We start from the raw sequence: 15,521 nt of genomic DNA, 5'->3' as shown, positions 1-15,521 counted from the left end.
TACCATAATATTTGTTGTGCAAGAGGTGCCGAACAATTTCTCTGGTCAGGGGGACGAAAGGTGGGCTGATCCCTTGGTTTTTGGGCTGTCTGTGCTGGACTTCTCGCGGGTAGCCATGCACCTGCAGGTGCTGCACTGTTCTCGATTTCAGTGGGCTGGCGATGGGAACGCCGCCCATGCAAAAAAATGCCCGCTCACGCGGGCCACGAGGGCCCGCGGGAGCGGGCTCATCCCGCAACGGTTTCAGGCAATGGGAATTCAGGCGAACGCCGGCACCACTTCCTTGATGAAGAGTTCGAGCGACTTTTTCTTCTCGGCGTGGGGCAGGCTGTTGTCGCACCAGAAGCTGAACTCGTCGACGCCCAGTTCCTGGTAGTACTTGATGCGCGCGATGATTTCTTCCGGCGTGCCGATCATGGTGTTCTTGCGGATATTCTCCAGCGCGAACGCCGGCACTTCAGCGAACTTGGACTCCGGGCTTGGCTCGAGGAATCCGTTGACCGGCGTGGTCTTGTTGCCGAACCAGGCGTCGAAGGTGCGGTAGAAGCGCGAGATGGCCTGGGCGCCAACCTTCCAGCCTTCGGGCTCCGACGGGCTGTGTACGTGGGTGTGACGCAGCACCATCAGTTGCGGGCGCGGTACTTCGGGGTTGTTGTCGAGTGCGGCCTGGAACTTGTTCTTCAGGTCCAGCACTTCTTCGTCGCCCTTCATCAGCGGGGTGACCATGACGTTGCAGCCGTTTTTCACAGCGAAATTGTGCGAGTCCGGGTCGCGCGCGGCGATCCACATCGGGGGCATGCCTTTTTGCACGGGCTTGGGCACGCTGGTGGAGGTCGGGAACTTGTAAACCTCACCCTCATGGGCGTAATCGCCTTCCCACAGCTTGCGTACGGCCGGCACCATTTCACGCAGCGCCTTGCCTCCGTCGGTGGCGGGCATGCCGCCGGCCATGCGGTCGAACTCGAACTGATAGGCGCCACGGGCCAGGCCCACTTCCATGCGACCGTTGCTGATCACGTCCAGCAGGGCGCATTCACCGGCCACGCGGATAGGGTTCCAGAACGGCGCGATGATGGTGCCGGCGCCCAGGCGGATTTTCTCGGTGCGCGCGGCCAGGTAGGCCAGCAGCGGCATCGGGCTCGGCGAGATGGTGTATTCCATGGCGTGGTGTTCGCCGATCCACACGGTGCTGAAACCGCCGTTCTCGGCCATCAGGGTCAGTTCGGTCAGGTCTTCGAACAGCTGGCGATGGCTGACCTGTTCATCCCAACGTTCCATGTGCACGAACAACGAAAATTTCATGGGGCTTTCCTCGGAGCTTTAAGGTGTCGCCTGGTGCGCCAGGCGTCATTGATGACGATAGGTGGCTCAGGCGAAGGCGGGCAGGCTGGCCATCTTGCCGCGGCAGTAGACCATCGGCCGTGGGGCCTCTTCGGGCACGATCAGGTTGTGCACCTTGCCGACCATGATGGCGTGGTCGCCGCCTTCGTATTCACGCCACAATTCGCATTCGATGACGGCGGTGGCGCCGGCCAGAATGGGGTTGCCAAGCTCGCTCAAAGTCCACTCGATACCAGCGGCCTTGTCCTTGCCTTTCTTGGCGAACGCGTAGGCTTCGGTCTGTTGCTCGCCAGAGAGCAGGTGGATGGCAAAGCGCTTGTTGCGCATCAGTACCGGGTAGGAATCGGAGCTGTAGTTCGGGCAGAACAGCACCAGCGGCGGGTCCATGGACAGGGAAGAAAATGCGCTTGCGGTAAGGCCGACGATCGAACCATCGTCGTCCAGGGTGGTGATGACCGTGACGCCGGACGGGAAGGAGCCCAGGACATGCTTGTAGACGGTTGCATCGATCATGGCGAATACCTCGAGAGGGCTGCGGTGGTCCGCGGTTTTTATCGTTGATGTGTCTGATGGTATACCGTAATACTCGATTTGCAAGTGGAATTTTACACCGGGTAAAAATCACGATGAATGGCGCAAGGCCGCATGAACAGCGGCTTTGAAAAAATCAAGCAAGCATTGCGGGTGCTGCTGAACCGGATCAGTTACACATTTTTCAGCCGCATCAGTGTTGTCAAAAGTTTGGAATACCATAATATGGTCTTCAGCTGAGAGGCCGCCCCGCGCGGTTTCCTTACAAAGATAAAAACGACCTTTCGAGCTGAAAACCTATGTCCCAACCGTCGTCGCAACACCAGTTTGTCGAGAATCACACGGTCGATTACGTTCCACCTGCCGAGCGCCATGGGAAGGCGCGTGATCTGTTCACCCTTTGGTTCAGCACCAACATAGCGCCCCTGCCCATCGTCACCGGCGCCATGGTGGTCCAGGTATTCCACCTGAATCTGTTGTGGGGGTTGGTCGCCATCGTGCTGGGCCATCTTGCCGGGGGCGTGGTCATCGCCTTGGCCTCTGCCCAGGGACCGCAGTTGGGCATTCCGCAGATGGTCCAGAGCCGTGGCCAATTCGGCCGCTATGGCGCCTTACTGATCGTGTTCTTCACGGCGCTCATTTATGTGGGCTTCTTCATTTCCAACATTGTGTTGGCGGGCAAGTCGATCCATGGCATCGCCCCCAGCGTGCCGATGCCCACTGCCATCGTCATTGGTGCGCTGAGCGCAACGGCCATTGGTGTGATCGGTTACCGCTTCATCCACACCTTGAACCGTATTGGCACCTGGGTGATGGGCTCGGCATTGCTGGCAGGCTTCATCATGATGTTCGCCCAGCAGCTGCCGGCTGACTTCTTCAGCCGCGGAGGGTTCAACCTGTCAGGCTTCATCGCCACGGTGTCGCTCGGCACTATCTGGCAGATCAGCTTCTCGCCGTACACCTCCGACTACTCGCGCTACCTGCCGCGCGAGGTAGGCATCGCCAAGCCATTCTGGGCGACCTATTTCGGCGCCACACTGGGCACCATTTTGTGCTTCAGTTTCGGTGCCGTGGCGGTGCTGTGCGTGCCGCAAGGTACCGATGCGATGGACGCGGTCAAGCAAGCCACCGGTTGGCTGGGGCCGATCCTGATGGTGCTGTTCCTGCTCAACATCATCAGCCATAACGCCCTCAACCTCTATGGCGCGGTGCTGTCGATCGTCACGGCCATCCAGACCTTCGTCGCCCAGTGGACCCCGAGCATCAAGGTGCGGGTGATTTTGGCGTCGCTGATCTTGGTGGGCTGCGGCCTGGTAGCGCTCAATGCATCGGCGGACTTCATCGGTCAGTTCATCGGCCTGATCCTGGCGCTACTGCTGGTGCTCGTACCGTGGGCCTCGATCAACTTGATCGACTTCTACCTGATCAAGAAAGGCCAGTACGACATTGCCTCGATCTTCCGCGCCGATGGCGGTATCTACGGGCGCTTCAACCACCATGCGATTGTCGCCTATGCCTGCGGGATCCTGGTGCAGTTGCCGTTCGCCAACACTTCGCTGTATGTCGGGCCCTACTCGAACATCGTCGAGGGGGCCGACCTGTCGTGGCTGTTTGGCTTGTTGGTGACGGTGCCGCTCTATTACTGCCTGGCGACCCGAGGCAAGGAAGAGAAAGCGGGGCAGGTTGTCAGTGCGAATGACTGACTGGGCTTCGTAACGACCGTGATGGCGCTGCTTTGGCAGCGCCATCTTCGTTTTCGGGGGGCCTACAACGGATAGTGCTTCAGTTCCCGAGCGATCAGCATCCGCTGGATCTCGCTCGAGCCCTCATAGATCTGCGTGATCCGCGCATCGCGGTAATACCGCTCCACCGGATAGTCTTCCAGGTAGCCATAGCCTCCGTGCACCTGAATCGCCATCGAACACACGCGCTCGGCCATTTCCGAAGCGAACAGCTTGGCCTGGGATGCTTCCGACAAGCACGGCTTGCCCGCGCTGCGCAGGCGCGCAGCATGCAGTATCAACAGGCGCGCGGCATTGACCTGTACCTGCATGTCGGCCAGCAGGTTAGCGATGCTCTGGTGTTCATTGATCGGCTTGCCGAACTGCACACGGTCGCGCGAATAGAGAAGGGCAGCCTCGAATGCCGCGCGGGCTATCCCCAAGGCTTGGGCGGCGATGCCTATCCGCCCGCCTTCGAGGTTGGAGAGGGCGATAGCCAGGCCCTTGCCGCGCTCGCCAAGGATGTTGGCGGCCGGGATACGGCAGTTGTCGAGGGAGACCGCGCAGGTATCCGAAGCGCGGATGCCCATCTTGTGCTCGCTACGGTCGACCTTGAACCCCGGATTGTCGGTCGGCACCAGAAAGGCAGAAAGACCCTTCTTGCCCAGCTCCGGGTCGGTGACGGCGAAGACGATGGCCAGTCCGGCACGGCGGGCGTTGCTGACGAACTGCTTGGAGCCGTTGATCACCCATTCGCCGTTGACCAGCTCTGCACGGGTGCGCAGGTTGTGCGCTTCGGAGCCGGCTTGCGGCTCGGTCAGGCAGAAGCAACCGATGACTTCGCCGCTGGCCAGGCGCGGTAGCCAGGCCTGTTGCTGCTCGGGCGTGCCATAAGCCAGCAGCGGGCCGCAACCGACGGAGTTGTGAATGCTCATCATCGCCCCGGTAGCGCCGCAGCCAGCAGCGATCTCCTCGACGGCCAGGGCGTAGGCGACATAGTCGGTGTAGCTGCCGCCAAAGTCTTCAGGCACCACCATGCCAAGCAGGCCCAGTTCGCCCATTTTCTTCACCACGGCGTCATCGATCCAGCCGGCCTTTTCCCAAGCCTGGGCGTGGGGGGCGATCTCGCCGCGGGCAAAGTCCCGGGCCATGTCGCGGATCATGATCTGCTCTTCGCTCAGTTCCAGGTCTTGCATGTGCGTACTCCCAGGCTCACAGGCCTTCGAAGAATTGGTCGACCCGCTGGCGGCTCAGCCCGCTCAAGGTCGGCGGATTCCAGCGTGGTTGTTTGTCCTTGTCGACGATCAGGGCGCGTACGCCTTCGATGATATCGCCGTGCTGGAACCACTGGCGGTCCAGGTGCAACTCCATGGCGAAGCAGTCTTCCAGTGCCAGGTGGCGGCCTCGGCGCAGCATCTCCAAGGTCACTGCCATGGCCAGCGGCGAACGGCTTTCCAGCAGGTCGGCTGTGGCTATGGCCCACGGGCGACTGTCACCGATGCTGACCGCGCGCAGTTGCTCGATGATTGCGAGCGGGTCGGGTTGGGCGAAGAAGTGGTCGATGACGGGGCGCAGCTTTTCCAGAGGGGCATCGTTCAGGGTCTGGGTGCCGAGGGTGGCCATCAGGTTTTGCAGGTCCTTGAGTGGGTATTCGCCGAACGTGATGTTATCCAGGCCTTGCTCCAGGGCAGTGAGGGCGTCGCTGGCCAGGTACCAGTCGGCCAGCCCGCAGTACAGGGCATCGGTGGCCTGGATCTGCACGCCACTGACCCCCAGGTAGATGCCTAGTTCACCGGGAATGCGCGGCAGGAAATAACTGCCGCCCACGTCCGGGAAGTAACCGATGCCCACCTCGGGCATGCCCAGGCGGCTGCGCTCGGTGACGATGCGCAGGTCCGCGCCTTGGGCCAGGCCCATGCCGCCGCCGAGGGTGAAACCGTCCATCAGCACCAGAACCGGTTTGCGGTAGCGATGGATGAGCAGGTCGAGGGCATATTCCTCGACGAAGAAATCTTCGTGAAGCCTGTCACCAGCCTTGAAGCTGTCATGCAGCGAGCGGATATCGCCACCGGCGCAGAAGCCCTTGGGGCCTTCGCCGCGCAGAACCACGGCCTTTACCTGTGCGTCCTCGGCCCACCGGTCCAAGTGCTGGCGCAGGCTGCGCACCATGTCGAGGGTCAGGGCGTTGAGGCCGGTAGGGCGGTTGAGGGTGAGGTGGCCAATGTGGTTGCGAACCTCGGCCAAAACGTGATCCGTTGCCGAGATGTGAGCATGCGCGGTCATCGCGTTCTCCCTGCTTTGTTATTGATTTTCCAAGTGAAGTCTGGAGTGCGCTGGAGTGTCGCAGGATCGTGGCATGCGAATTTACCGTGCACAATCGACAAATCTGCAGGGGTGTCCTGCATTTTTGCCTTATGTGCGCGCCTTCCGGACAAGTCATGCAACTTTAGCGCTGTCGCGTCCCCGCGTCGTCCGTCGCTGGCCACCTTCGATCCTTGCACCGTGAAACGTCACGCTTACCGATCTCGCTCGATGTAGTCCGTATCCCACGAGTCGTGTCGAACTGCATCTGACATACATGGGAAGCGCGTCCCCGTACCGTTCTCGCACCGCGACTTGCCACGTTCACCTGTCAGGTCGCAGTCGTTTTCACTACGTTTTCCTAAAGGAGGACAGGGATGTTTGCCGCCGCGAACCAGACCCATTTCAGCTTGCACATCGACGGCCTGGAGCACGATTTCCAGGTCCTCGCCTTCAACGGCACGGAAGCCATCAGCCACGCCTATGCCATTGACCTCGAGCTGGTCAGCGAACGCCCTTCGCTGGACCTGGAACGCCTGCTGCACAAACCCGCCTTCCTCCAGCTCGGCGACGCCGGCCGCAGTCTGCACGGCCTGATCCATCGCGCCGTCAAGGGCAAGTCCCTGGCCAGCACCGGCATGAAACTGGCCCAGAGCGGCCAGGCCGCGCTGCAACAGGTGCAACTGCCGACGCTGCCGACGCTGAGCCCTCCCGCCAACCCGGCCAAGCGCCCGCTGGGCAGTGAGGTGCTGGCATGAGTGGCGAAACCAAGCAACGTGAAGCGCAAGTCGCGGTCGCCCCACTCAACACCATCGACGCCAAGGACGTGGGCCGCGGCGCCGCCGCCTTCGACGCCTGGTTGCAGTCGGTCAGCAGCGGCTACGTCACCCTCGAACGGATCAAGACCGTGGCCGGTGCCTTGCCGGTGGTGGGCAACATCATGGCCCTGGTCGACGCCCTGGGCGATGTGGTCACCCTGGTCAAGAGCAAGCACCGCCAGGTGCTCGACTGGGTCAGCCTGGGCATCAACCTGATCGGCGTATTGCCAGCGCCGCCGACCATGGCCGCCGCCCGCATGAGCTTGCGCCCGACCTTGTTCCTGGTCCGCCAGGAGCTGCGCAACAGCGCCAAGATGCTGCTGGGCGACTCGCTGATCACGGTGCTGATGGGCCACCTCAACGCCACCATCGCCGGGACCCTCGACGACTTTGTGACCCAGGCACAGCCAAAGATCGCCGGCATTCTCAAGGACGCGGGCGATCTGGGTACCAAGGTGACTGGCGAAATTGCCACGGGCCTGGAGAAAGTCGTGCTCGGCCAACTCGACGCCCAGGGCGACAAGGCGGCGGCGAGCAAGCAGATGGCAGCCGCCAGCGACCAGTTGCTCAACGACCCCAAGGCGGCGATCAGCAACTTCTTCGGGGCGTACGTGTGAGAAGGATGGTACTCATGGGAATAGTCTCAATTCCACTAAACCCGCTATTGGATATACCTTGAGGGATGAAGACGATCATAGCGTTCTAAACTACGGTGAGACTACTATGGGTAAACGCAGGTATACAGAAAAATATCTCAAGGAAAATAACGCATATATGCAGGAGGAGGCATCAGGGACAAAGTGGGAAATGCATGCGTGGCAGCATCAGCAGATATTGGATTACAAGGCTGTAAGTAAAGACGGCAAAAGACCTCCTCTGAATAAAAGCGATTATTAAGGTGCCGTATGATTTTTAGCACTTCAAGTGAACAACATGTTATTGTCGGAAATGCCGCTCAAATTGCTCGAAAAAGAGTAAAAGATGTACTGGTAGAGACTCTGTCTGATGTTTCGCTAGAATGTGGCGCGAACTCGTGGACGTTCATTTCAATCTTAATGCCAGACGAGCGAGTCATTGACTATCCCGAAGTGAAGAAGTACCACAAGGCGCGTAAGGTTATTGAAGTTCGCGTTCAAATACCTGTCAATGAGTTCAAAGAGGCGGATGAGTCAAGGCAGGTGAGCTTAATGCTTGATGCCGTGCTTCGCTCAATCGAAATGATGAAGGAAATAAAGAGTCTGAAGATTACCGAGAGCGATGTTCTTTTGCTTAAGGATTCAGTTAACAAAGCCCGTGCGAAGTTAAGTGGCTAATTAGTGTCGCGCTAGACTAGGACGGCGTGGTCAACTGGTCAAAAGCAGGAACCGGCAACTGCTGGACTTGGTTGGGCAAGGTGCTAGGCAACTTTTGCCTACGACGGCAATGGCAAGCTGATCCAGGCCATCAATGCCGACAGCAAGCTGCAATGGTTCCATGACGAAGCGGGCAACCTCACTCGCGAGCATCAGTACTACCTCAAGACCGCTGTGCCGATGGTCGCGGTGTGGAGGCACGAGTACGACGCGCTGAACCTGCGCACGGCGACGATTCGTCCCGATGGCCATAAGGTCAGCACGCTCACCTACGGCAGCGGTCACGTGCTGGGCATGACCCTTGACCAGCATGAGCTGCTGGCCTACGAGCGCGATGCTCTGCACCGTGAGGTGGTCCGGCATCAGGGCAACCAGCTGATGCAGACCCAGGCGTGGGACCCGGCAGGTCGCTTGCAGGCGCAATGGCTGGGTAGCCACGACGGCAAGTCCACGTTGCTCAAGCGCCAGTATCAATACGATGCCATCGGCCAGCTGACCGACATCCACGACACCCGCCGTGGTCACCTGGCCTATCAGTACGACCCGGTGGGCCGTCTGCTGCAAGCCACCAGTCGCCTGGGTGTCGCGACCTTCGCCTTCGACCCGGCCGGCAACCTGCTGGACCAGAAGACCCAGGAACTCAACCGCCCGCTGGAAAGCGACCCGCGTCGCAACAAGCTGATGGACAACCTGCTGCGCGAGTACGCCGGCACGCATTACCAGTACGACGAACGCGGCAACCTCATCCACCGCCTGCATAACGGCGACAAGGCCCGCCTGACCTGGGACCTGTTCGACCGTCTGGTCCGCTTCGACGATGGCAAGCTCAGCGTGGCGTACAGCTACGACGCCCTGGGCCGTCGCCTGCACAAACACTCGACCGCGCATCACTACGACGATCCCCGTGCGGGCAGTGGCTGGAACCAGATGCAACGCGCCAAGCGCCAGCGCGAACTGGGTTGCGGTTACACCCTGTACGGCTGGGATGGCGACAACCTCGCCTGGGAAAGCTCGCCGCCGCAGGACGAAGGCGAAACCGGGCGGACCGTGCATTACCTGTACGAACCGGACAGCTTCGTGCCCGTTGCGCAGGCGCTGCGCAAGGCACCGATTCGCCTGTTACGGCAGCCGGACTGGCGTGGACGCGAATACGACATCGACCAGGACCCGCTGTGGCAACACGAAGTGAAGCCGCAGCCGATCGATGCGATTGCCTGGTATCAGTGCGATCACCTCGGTACGCCGATGGAGCTGACCGACCACCACGGAGAGGTGGCGTGGGCGGGGCAGTACAAGGCGTGGGGTGACGTGCGCGAGGTGCGCTCGGACTGGGCCAAGCAGGTTGGGATGAGCAACCCGATTCGCTTCCAGGGGCAGTACCACGATCACGAGACCGGGCTGCATTACAACCGGTATCGGTACTATGATCCGAGGGTTGGGCGGTTCGTGAGTCAGGACCCCATTAGTTACGGCGGTGGCTTGAACCTGTATGCCTATACTCCTAACCCTATTTATTGGTACGACTCTCTTGGGCTCACGCCAACAGTATTGGACGCACCGGGTTATGCAGTATATGGCCTATACAATCCCGGTAAGGAAAAGCCATTCTATGTTGGACATACAGCTCAGGACCCAGCTGCTCGAGAACAGCAGCATAAGCAGACCCAGAGGCTGGGGCAGGGCGAGCTTAGAGTGATAGAAAGTGATTTAACATATACTCAGGCGAAAGGTAAGGAACAATTCTATGTCGAAAGCTATGGGGCTAAAACTGGCTTCCCTAGAAACGTAATTGAGCCAATCAACAAGTCAAGAACTGATGAGCGTGGACTTTCGCATTTGGCGGAGTATAAGAATGCCAAGAAAAGTACTGCGCTGTGCGAGTTGTGAGGAGGACGAGTGGGAAAAGTGAATAAAAGCATCACTCCGGGAGATTTTTTTTGTATTCCTGCGCTAAGCGAAATGGATGGAAAGGGCTTTGTTATGGCTCGCTATATAGGTGCGGTTTCTGGAAATGCGGGCTATTTGATAGAGGTCTTCAAAAAGTTTTACAAGGCGCTACCTGCAGATATCGGCGAGGTAGATACGAGTGAGCGTCTTTTTAGACCTGTTCTTTGCTCTTTTAATTTCCCGGAGATTCCCCGTTGGAGGGTGGTTTTTCATGACCCTGATTACGACAGATCTAAATCTGGCTACCAAGATATTGTTCTAGAGTTTGTGCCATATCTCTGGGTCGGTGGTGAGAAGCAACCTAAGGGTATTAAGTCTGAAGGAAAGGGTTTTGAACGGTCAATCTGTTGGCGTACGTTGCACTTGATTTTTAGGGTCAACGCGCATCTAGCAGGCAGATTTGAAAGTGACGAACCATATGACTACCACAAGCTGAATGCTGCGGAACGTGTCGACGCCCCTGATGCTGTCAGCGATGTAATTGCCTTGGCAGAGTCTGTCGAAGCAAATTTGGCGAAGCAATTCAGCGTTTGGAAAAAGAAAGTTAAGGGCTGAGCCTTCATTTCGTCACGACACCCGCCGTGGTCACCTGGCCTATCAGTACGACCCGGTGGGCCGCCTGCTGCAAGCCACCAGTCGCCTGGGTGTCGAGACCTTCGCCTTCGACCCGGCCGGCAACCTGCTGGACCAGAAGACCCAGGAACTCAACCGCCCGCTGGAAAGCGACCCGCGTCGCAACAAGCTGATGGACAACCTGCTGCGCGAGTACGCCGGCACGCATTACCAGTACGACGAACGCGGCAACCTCATCCACCGCCTGCACAACGGCGATAAAGCCCGCCTGACCTGGGACCTGTTCGACCGTCTGGTCCGCTTCGACGATGGCAAGCTCAGCGTGGCATACAGCTACGACGCGCTGGGCCGTCGCCTGCACAAACACTCGACCGCGCATCACTACGACGATCCCCGTGCGGGCAGCGGCTGGAACCAGATGCAACGCGCCAAGCGCCAGCGCGAACTGGGTTGCGGTTACACCCTGTACGGCTGGGATGGCGACAACCTCGCCTGGGAAAGCTCGCCGCCACAGGACGAAGGCGAAACCGGGCGGACCGTGCATTACCTGTACGAACCGGACAGCTTCGTGCCCGTCGCGCAGGCCCTGCGCAGGGCACCGATTCGCCTGTTGCGGCAGCCGGACTGGCGTGGACGCGAATACGACATCGACCAGGACCCGCTGTGGCAGCACGAAGTGAAACCGCAGCCGATCGATGCGATTGCCTGGTACCAGTGCGATCACCTCGGTACGCCGATGGAACTGACCGACCACCACGGAGAGGTGGCGTGGGCGGGGCAGTACAAGGCGTGGGGTGACGTGCGCGAGGTGCGCTCGGAGTGGGCCAAGCAGGTTGGGATGACCAACCCGATTCGCTTCCAGGGGCAGTACCACGATCATGAGACCGGGCTGCATTACAACCGGTATCGGTACTATGATCCGAGGGTTGGGCGGTTTAAACCTGTTTGCCTATGCGCCGAACCCTGTGGAGTGGATTGATCCTCTTGGATTAGCGAAAAAGCAGCCAGTAAGACTCGTTAATGGCTGTCCAATTATCGGTACTGGGCAGAAGACTGGTGGTGATGGTCATGCTCAAATATCCGAGGGTATGGCGGAGCAGATGGCCAACAGCGGCCAATATGAAAAAATTGGCGTTAACGTAGCAGTCAAGACCGTGACAGGGGTACCTACAGACCCGATTACTCGTCCGGATGTTACTGGGCTAAGGAAAGATGGGGAAGTAGATATTGTTGAAGTACCTTCACCAACCGATAACCTGAAGGAGTTGTAGTCGAAAGGAAGAAGTACCTTGAAAGGCTTGGGTGATCGTGCTGGTGGTTACACAGAGACAGAGAGAACTCGTCGGAGAATTTAGATGGTGGACTACTATAATTTTCTTGTCGCTCATTCGGTGGCAGGAGAGAAATTAGACTTCGTTAAGAACTACTCTGCGTTCGAGCAATGCATGCAAAATGTGGGTGGAAAAATTGAACGTTGTGGTGGTAAAAACGGGAGGGTAATTAAGTTTGGTCGGGAGAAGTATCTAAAGGAACTTAATGAGGGGAAGGTTGATGTAATTGAGCTTTACTCAGAAAGGATATGGGAGAAAGGGGAGGGAAGTGAGACACTTAATTGCGATTTTTCGTCAGTTTTGTCTGCGGATGAAGGGCTCTTGCTAACAGCGTTTTCGGAAAAGCTCAGTTTGAAATCGTTGGTTGAGTCTTTTCTAAGCTGTCCAGAATGGTATGTCGATTTTGATTATGCATACGCCTATACAGAAAGCCACGCGTTTGGTTTTGGTTACGCGTTTGGGCGACATGTTCCAGATGAAGAACATCCGTTAATGTGGTCTAGGCGTGACGAAACTATTATGTGGCTCAAGATGCAGTGGGCCGGTAAAACTGATGAATATATTAGGGATGTATATCCGGTAAATCTTTTTTCTGTGCGTAAGCTACAAGCGCTTCCTCCCAAAAAGCTCGAATTATTATATGCTGTGATGTCACAGCATGGTGAAATTCTTGACAAGTCTGGATTCAAGGTGTGGGCTTTATCTGATGTTGATCGTGAAAGTGCTAGGGAGAAACTTTCTGAGGTCGATTTGCTAGCATCATGTATGGCCTAGTTCTCTATTTTAATCGGCGGAGTCGGATGGCGAGGCCATGCTACGGCAGCTCCAGCGCGGCTGACCGATGCGCGGTTGAGTGACTTGCTCAAGGGTTCGCCTCAAGGCTTCGGCAGGCAATAATGGCTTGCGACCTCGCCCCGGTAGATCCACTAAACCTTGCAGGCGCTGGGCTTGAAAACGTTTGCATCAGCGGGTGACTGAAACGACAGAGAGCAGACCCAGGCGTGGGACTCGGCGGGTCGCCTGCAGGCGCAATGGCTGGGTAGCCACGACGGCAAGTCCACGTTGCTCAAGCGCCAGTATCAATACGATGCCATCGGCCAGCTGACCGACATCCACGACACCCGCCGTGGTCACCTGGCCTATCAGTACGACCCGGTGGGCCGTCTGCTGCAAGCCACCAGTCGCCTGGGTGTCGCGACCTTCGCCTTCGACCCGGCCGGCAACCTGCTGGACCAGAAGACCCAGGAACTCAACCACCCGCTGGAAAGCGACCCGCGTCGCAACAAGCTGATGGACAACCTGCTGCGCGAGTACGCCGGCACGCATTACCAGTACGACGAACGCGGCAACCTCATCCACCGCCTGCATAACGGCGACAAGGCCCGCCTGACCTGGGACCTGTTCGACCGTCTGGTCCGCTTCGACGATGGCAAGCTCAGCGTGGCGTACAGCTACGACGCCCTGGGCCGTCGCCTGCACAAACACTCGACCGCGCATCACTACGACGATCCCCGTGCGGGCAGTGGCTGGAACCAGATGCAACGCGTCAAGCGCCAGCGCGAACTGGGTTGCGGTTACACCCTGTACGGCTGGGATGGCGACAACCTCGCCTGGGAAAGCTCGCCACCGCAGGACGAAGGCGAGACTGGGCGGACCGTGCACTACCTGTACGAACCGGACAGCTTCGTGCCCGTTGCGCAGGCGCTGCGCAAGGTACCGATTCGCCTGTTGCGTCAGCCGGACTGGCGTGGACGAAGCCGTGCTGATCCGCCTGCAGTCGTCACGGTGCTCAATGCCCCGCCATCGTTAACCTGAGCGTAACGATCACGCACCCAGCTTGATTGATCGAGCCGACAGTACCGCCCTAATGTGCCTCCACGACAGCGAACCGTGGAGTCACCCATGACCATAACAACGAATCCACCGCCGCAATGGTCGAGGCGGCGCGCCGAGAAGCAGCGTCGTCTCGATCGGGTCCGGCACCTCGCCGACAGTGTGGTGCTGCCCACCGAGCGGATCGTCGAGGCCCTGGAGTTGCTGATCGCTCCCGGCGACCGGGTCGTGCTCGAAGGCAACAACCAGAAGCAGGCCGACTTTCTCTCGCGCGCCCTGGCCAAGGCCGACCCCGAGCATCTGCATGACCTGCACATGATCATGCCCAGCGTGAGCCGTGCCGAGCACCTTGACCTGTTCGAACGCGGCATCGCCCGCAAGCTCGACTTCTCCTTCGCCGGCCCGCAGAGCCTGCGCATCGGCCAGCTGCTGGAAGACGGCCTGCTGGAAGTCGGCGCCATTCACACCTACATCGAACTGTATTCGCGGCTGCTGGTCGACCTGATCCCCAACGTCACCCTGGTCGCAAGTTTCATGGCCGACCGCGACGGCAACCTGTATACCGGCCCCAGCACCGAGGACACCCCGGCCTTGGTGGAACCGGCAGCCTTCAGCGATGGCATCGTCATCGCCCAGGTCAACCAATTGGTCGAGCGTACCGATGACCTGCCACGGGTGGACATTCCGGCTTCCTGGGTCGATTTCGTGGTCGTTGCCGACAAGCCGTTCTATATCGAGCCGCTGTTCACCCGCGACCCGCGTCACATCAAGCCGGTGCATGTGCTGATGGCGATGATGGCCGTCCGTGGCATCTACGAAAAGCACCAGGTCCAGTCGCTCAACCATGGCATCGGCTTCAATACCGCCGCGATCGAACTGATCCTGCCAACCTACGGCGAGTCCCTGGGCCTCAAAGGCAAGATCTGCCGCAACTGGACCCTCAACCCGCACCCAACCCTGATCCCGGCCATCGAGACCGGCTGGGTCGAAAGCGTGCACTGCTTCGGTACCGAGCTGGGCATGGAGGACTACATCGCTCAGCGCCCTGACGTGTTCTTCACCGGCCGTGATGGCTCGCTGCGTTCCAATCGCATGATGTGCCAGCTGGCAGGGCAATACGCAGTGGACCTGTTCATCGGCGCCACCTTGCAGGTCGATGGCGATGGACATTCCTCGACCGTCACCCGTGGCCGCCTGGCAGGTTTCGGCGGTGCGCCGAACATGGGGCACGACCCCAGGGGACGGCGCCATGCTACTCCGGCCTGGCTTGACATGACCGTGCCGCAAACCCTGCTCGAGCGTGGTCGCAAACTGGTGGTGCAGATGGTCGAGACCTATCAGGAGGGCGGTAAACCCACCTTCGTCGAGACGCTCGACGCGGTCGAGGTCGCGAAGAAAACCGGCATGCCCCTGGCCCCCGTAATGATCTACGGCGACGACGTCACCCACCTGTTGACCGAAGAGGGCATCGCCTACCTGTACAAGGCACGCAGCCTTGAACAACGTCAGCAGATGATCGCCGCCGTGGCCGGGGTTACCGCCATCGGCCTGCGTCACGACCCGAAAGTCACCCTGCGGCTGCGCCAGCAAGGCCTGGTGGCTTTGCCCGAAGACCTGGGCATTCGACGCACCGACGCCGGCCGCGAACTGCTCGCCGCGCGCAGCATCGCCGATCTGGTGGAGTGGTCCGGCGGTTTGTACAACCCGCCTGCGCGTTTCAGGAGTTGGTGATGGAAACCTTGAATCCCCAATCGGATTGGCCATCGCGCCGCC

The 15,521-nt window shown here is 59.2% G+C and carries 10 protein-coding genes and 5 pseudogenes; 10 read left to right on the top strand and 5 right to left on the bottom strand.

Features of this window, described 5'->3' with window-relative positions; all coding sequences use genetic code 11:
- Positions 1-258: 258 nt before the first annotated feature.
- Positions 259-1,302 carry an LLM class flavin-dependent oxidoreductase gene (locus C4Q26_RS27670; protein ID WP_023380268.1) on the bottom strand — a complete coding sequence of 348 codons (1,044 nt, stop codon included), beginning with the start codon at positions 1,300-1,302 and terminating at the stop codon, positions 259-261.
- Between the two features lie 66 nt (positions 1,303-1,368).
- Entirely contained in the window at positions 1,369-1,854 is a 486-nt protein-coding gene (locus C4Q26_RS27665) for a flavin reductase family protein (protein ID WP_023380269.1), read from the bottom strand.
- Positions 1,855-2,171: 317 nt separating this feature from the next.
- Here C4Q26_RS27665 and C4Q26_RS27660 point away from each other — a divergent pair, with 317 nt between their 5' ends.
- The gene (locus tag C4Q26_RS27660) at positions 2,172-3,575 is read left to right on the top strand and encodes a cytosine permease (RefSeq protein WP_023380270.1); all 1,404 of its coding nucleotides are present in this window, start codon (positions 2,172-2,174) and stop codon (positions 3,573-3,575) included.
- 62 nt (positions 3,576-3,637) lie between these two features.
- On the opposite strand, the gene C4Q26_RS27655 is transcribed toward C4Q26_RS27660, so the two are convergent.
- Together C4Q26_RS27655 and C4Q26_RS27650 are read right to left on the bottom strand one after the other, a co-directional pair.
- Positions 3,638-4,789, bottom strand: coding sequence for an acyl-CoA dehydrogenase family protein (locus tag C4Q26_RS27655; RefSeq protein WP_023380271.1), 1,152 nt, complete (start codon positions 4,787-4,789; stop codon positions 3,638-3,640).
- Between the two features lie 16 nt (positions 4,790-4,805).
- Positions 4,806-5,876: an enoyl-CoA hydratase/isomerase family protein gene (locus C4Q26_RS27650; RefSeq protein WP_104882528.1), complete on the bottom strand. Its 1,071-nt coding sequence runs from the start codon at positions 5,874-5,876 to the stop codon at positions 4,806-4,808.
- A 395-nt stretch (positions 5,877-6,271) separates the two neighbouring features.
- Between C4Q26_RS27650 and C4Q26_RS27645 the strand changes: the two are divergent.
- From C4Q26_RS27645 to C4Q26_RS27610, 7 genes and pseudogenes are all read left to right on the top strand, one after another.
- Positions 6,272-6,517, top strand: a pseudogene (locus tag C4Q26_RS27645) (type VI secretion system tip protein VgrG); the annotation flags it as partial.
- Between the two features lie 131 nt (positions 6,518-6,648).
- A complete protein-coding gene (locus tag C4Q26_RS27640) occupies positions 6,649-7,329 on the top strand; it encodes a hypothetical protein (protein ID WP_256583349.1) in 681 nt (226 codons plus the stop codon).
- Positions 7,330-7,617: 288 nt separating this feature from the next.
- Positions 7,618-8,025: a hypothetical protein gene (locus C4Q26_RS28000; RefSeq protein ID WP_158664931.1), complete on the top strand. Its 408-nt coding sequence runs from the start codon at positions 7,618-7,620 to the stop codon at positions 8,023-8,025.
- 90 nt (positions 8,026-8,115) lie between these two features.
- A pseudogene (locus C4Q26_RS27625) lies at positions 8,116-9,951 on the top strand (RHS repeat-associated core domain-containing protein); the annotation flags it as partial.
- Positions 9,952-9,969: 18 nt separating this feature from the next.
- Positions 9,970-10,566, top strand: coding sequence for an Imm26 family immunity protein (locus tag C4Q26_RS27620; protein WP_158664868.1), 597 nt, complete (start codon positions 9,970-9,972; stop codon positions 10,564-10,566).
- 13 nt (positions 10,567-10,579) lie between these two features.
- Positions 10,580-11,855: pseudogene (locus C4Q26_RS27615) on the top strand (RHS repeat-associated core domain-containing protein); the annotation flags it as partial.
- Positions 11,856-11,939: 84 nt separating this feature from the next.
- Positions 11,940-12,689: a hypothetical protein gene (locus C4Q26_RS27610; RefSeq protein ID WP_104884011.1), complete on the top strand. Its 750-nt coding sequence runs from the start codon at positions 11,940-11,942 to the stop codon at positions 12,687-12,689.
- Positions 12,690-12,722: 33 nt separating this feature from the next.
- Here the strand turns inward: C4Q26_RS27610 and C4Q26_RS27605 are convergent.
- Positions 12,723-12,878, bottom strand: a pseudogene (locus C4Q26_RS27605) (helix-turn-helix domain-containing protein); the annotation flags it as partial.
- 15 nt (positions 12,879-12,893) lie between these two features.
- Between C4Q26_RS27605 and C4Q26_RS27600 the strand changes: the two are divergent.
- A pseudogene (locus C4Q26_RS27600) lies at positions 12,894-13,670 on the top strand (RHS repeat protein); the annotation flags it as partial.
- Between the two features lie 147 nt (positions 13,671-13,817).
- Positions 13,818-15,479 (top strand): malonate decarboxylase subunit alpha, encoded by a 1,662-nt coding sequence (mdcA, locus tag C4Q26_RS27595; RefSeq protein ID WP_104884010.1) that lies wholly within the window; start codon positions 13,818-13,820, stop codon positions 15,477-15,479.
- The last annotated feature ends 42 nt before the right edge of the window (positions 15,480-15,521 follow it).

This window comes from Pseudomonas sp. SWI44 (genome assembly GCF_002947915.1).
In the GTDB taxonomy this organism is placed as follows: domain Bacteria; phylum Pseudomonadota; class Gammaproteobacteria; order Pseudomonadales; family Pseudomonadaceae; genus Aquipseudomonas; species Aquipseudomonas taiwanensis.
Note: the sequence above shows the minus strand (reverse complement) of the source record. Positions and strands in the feature narration are given on the sequence as shown.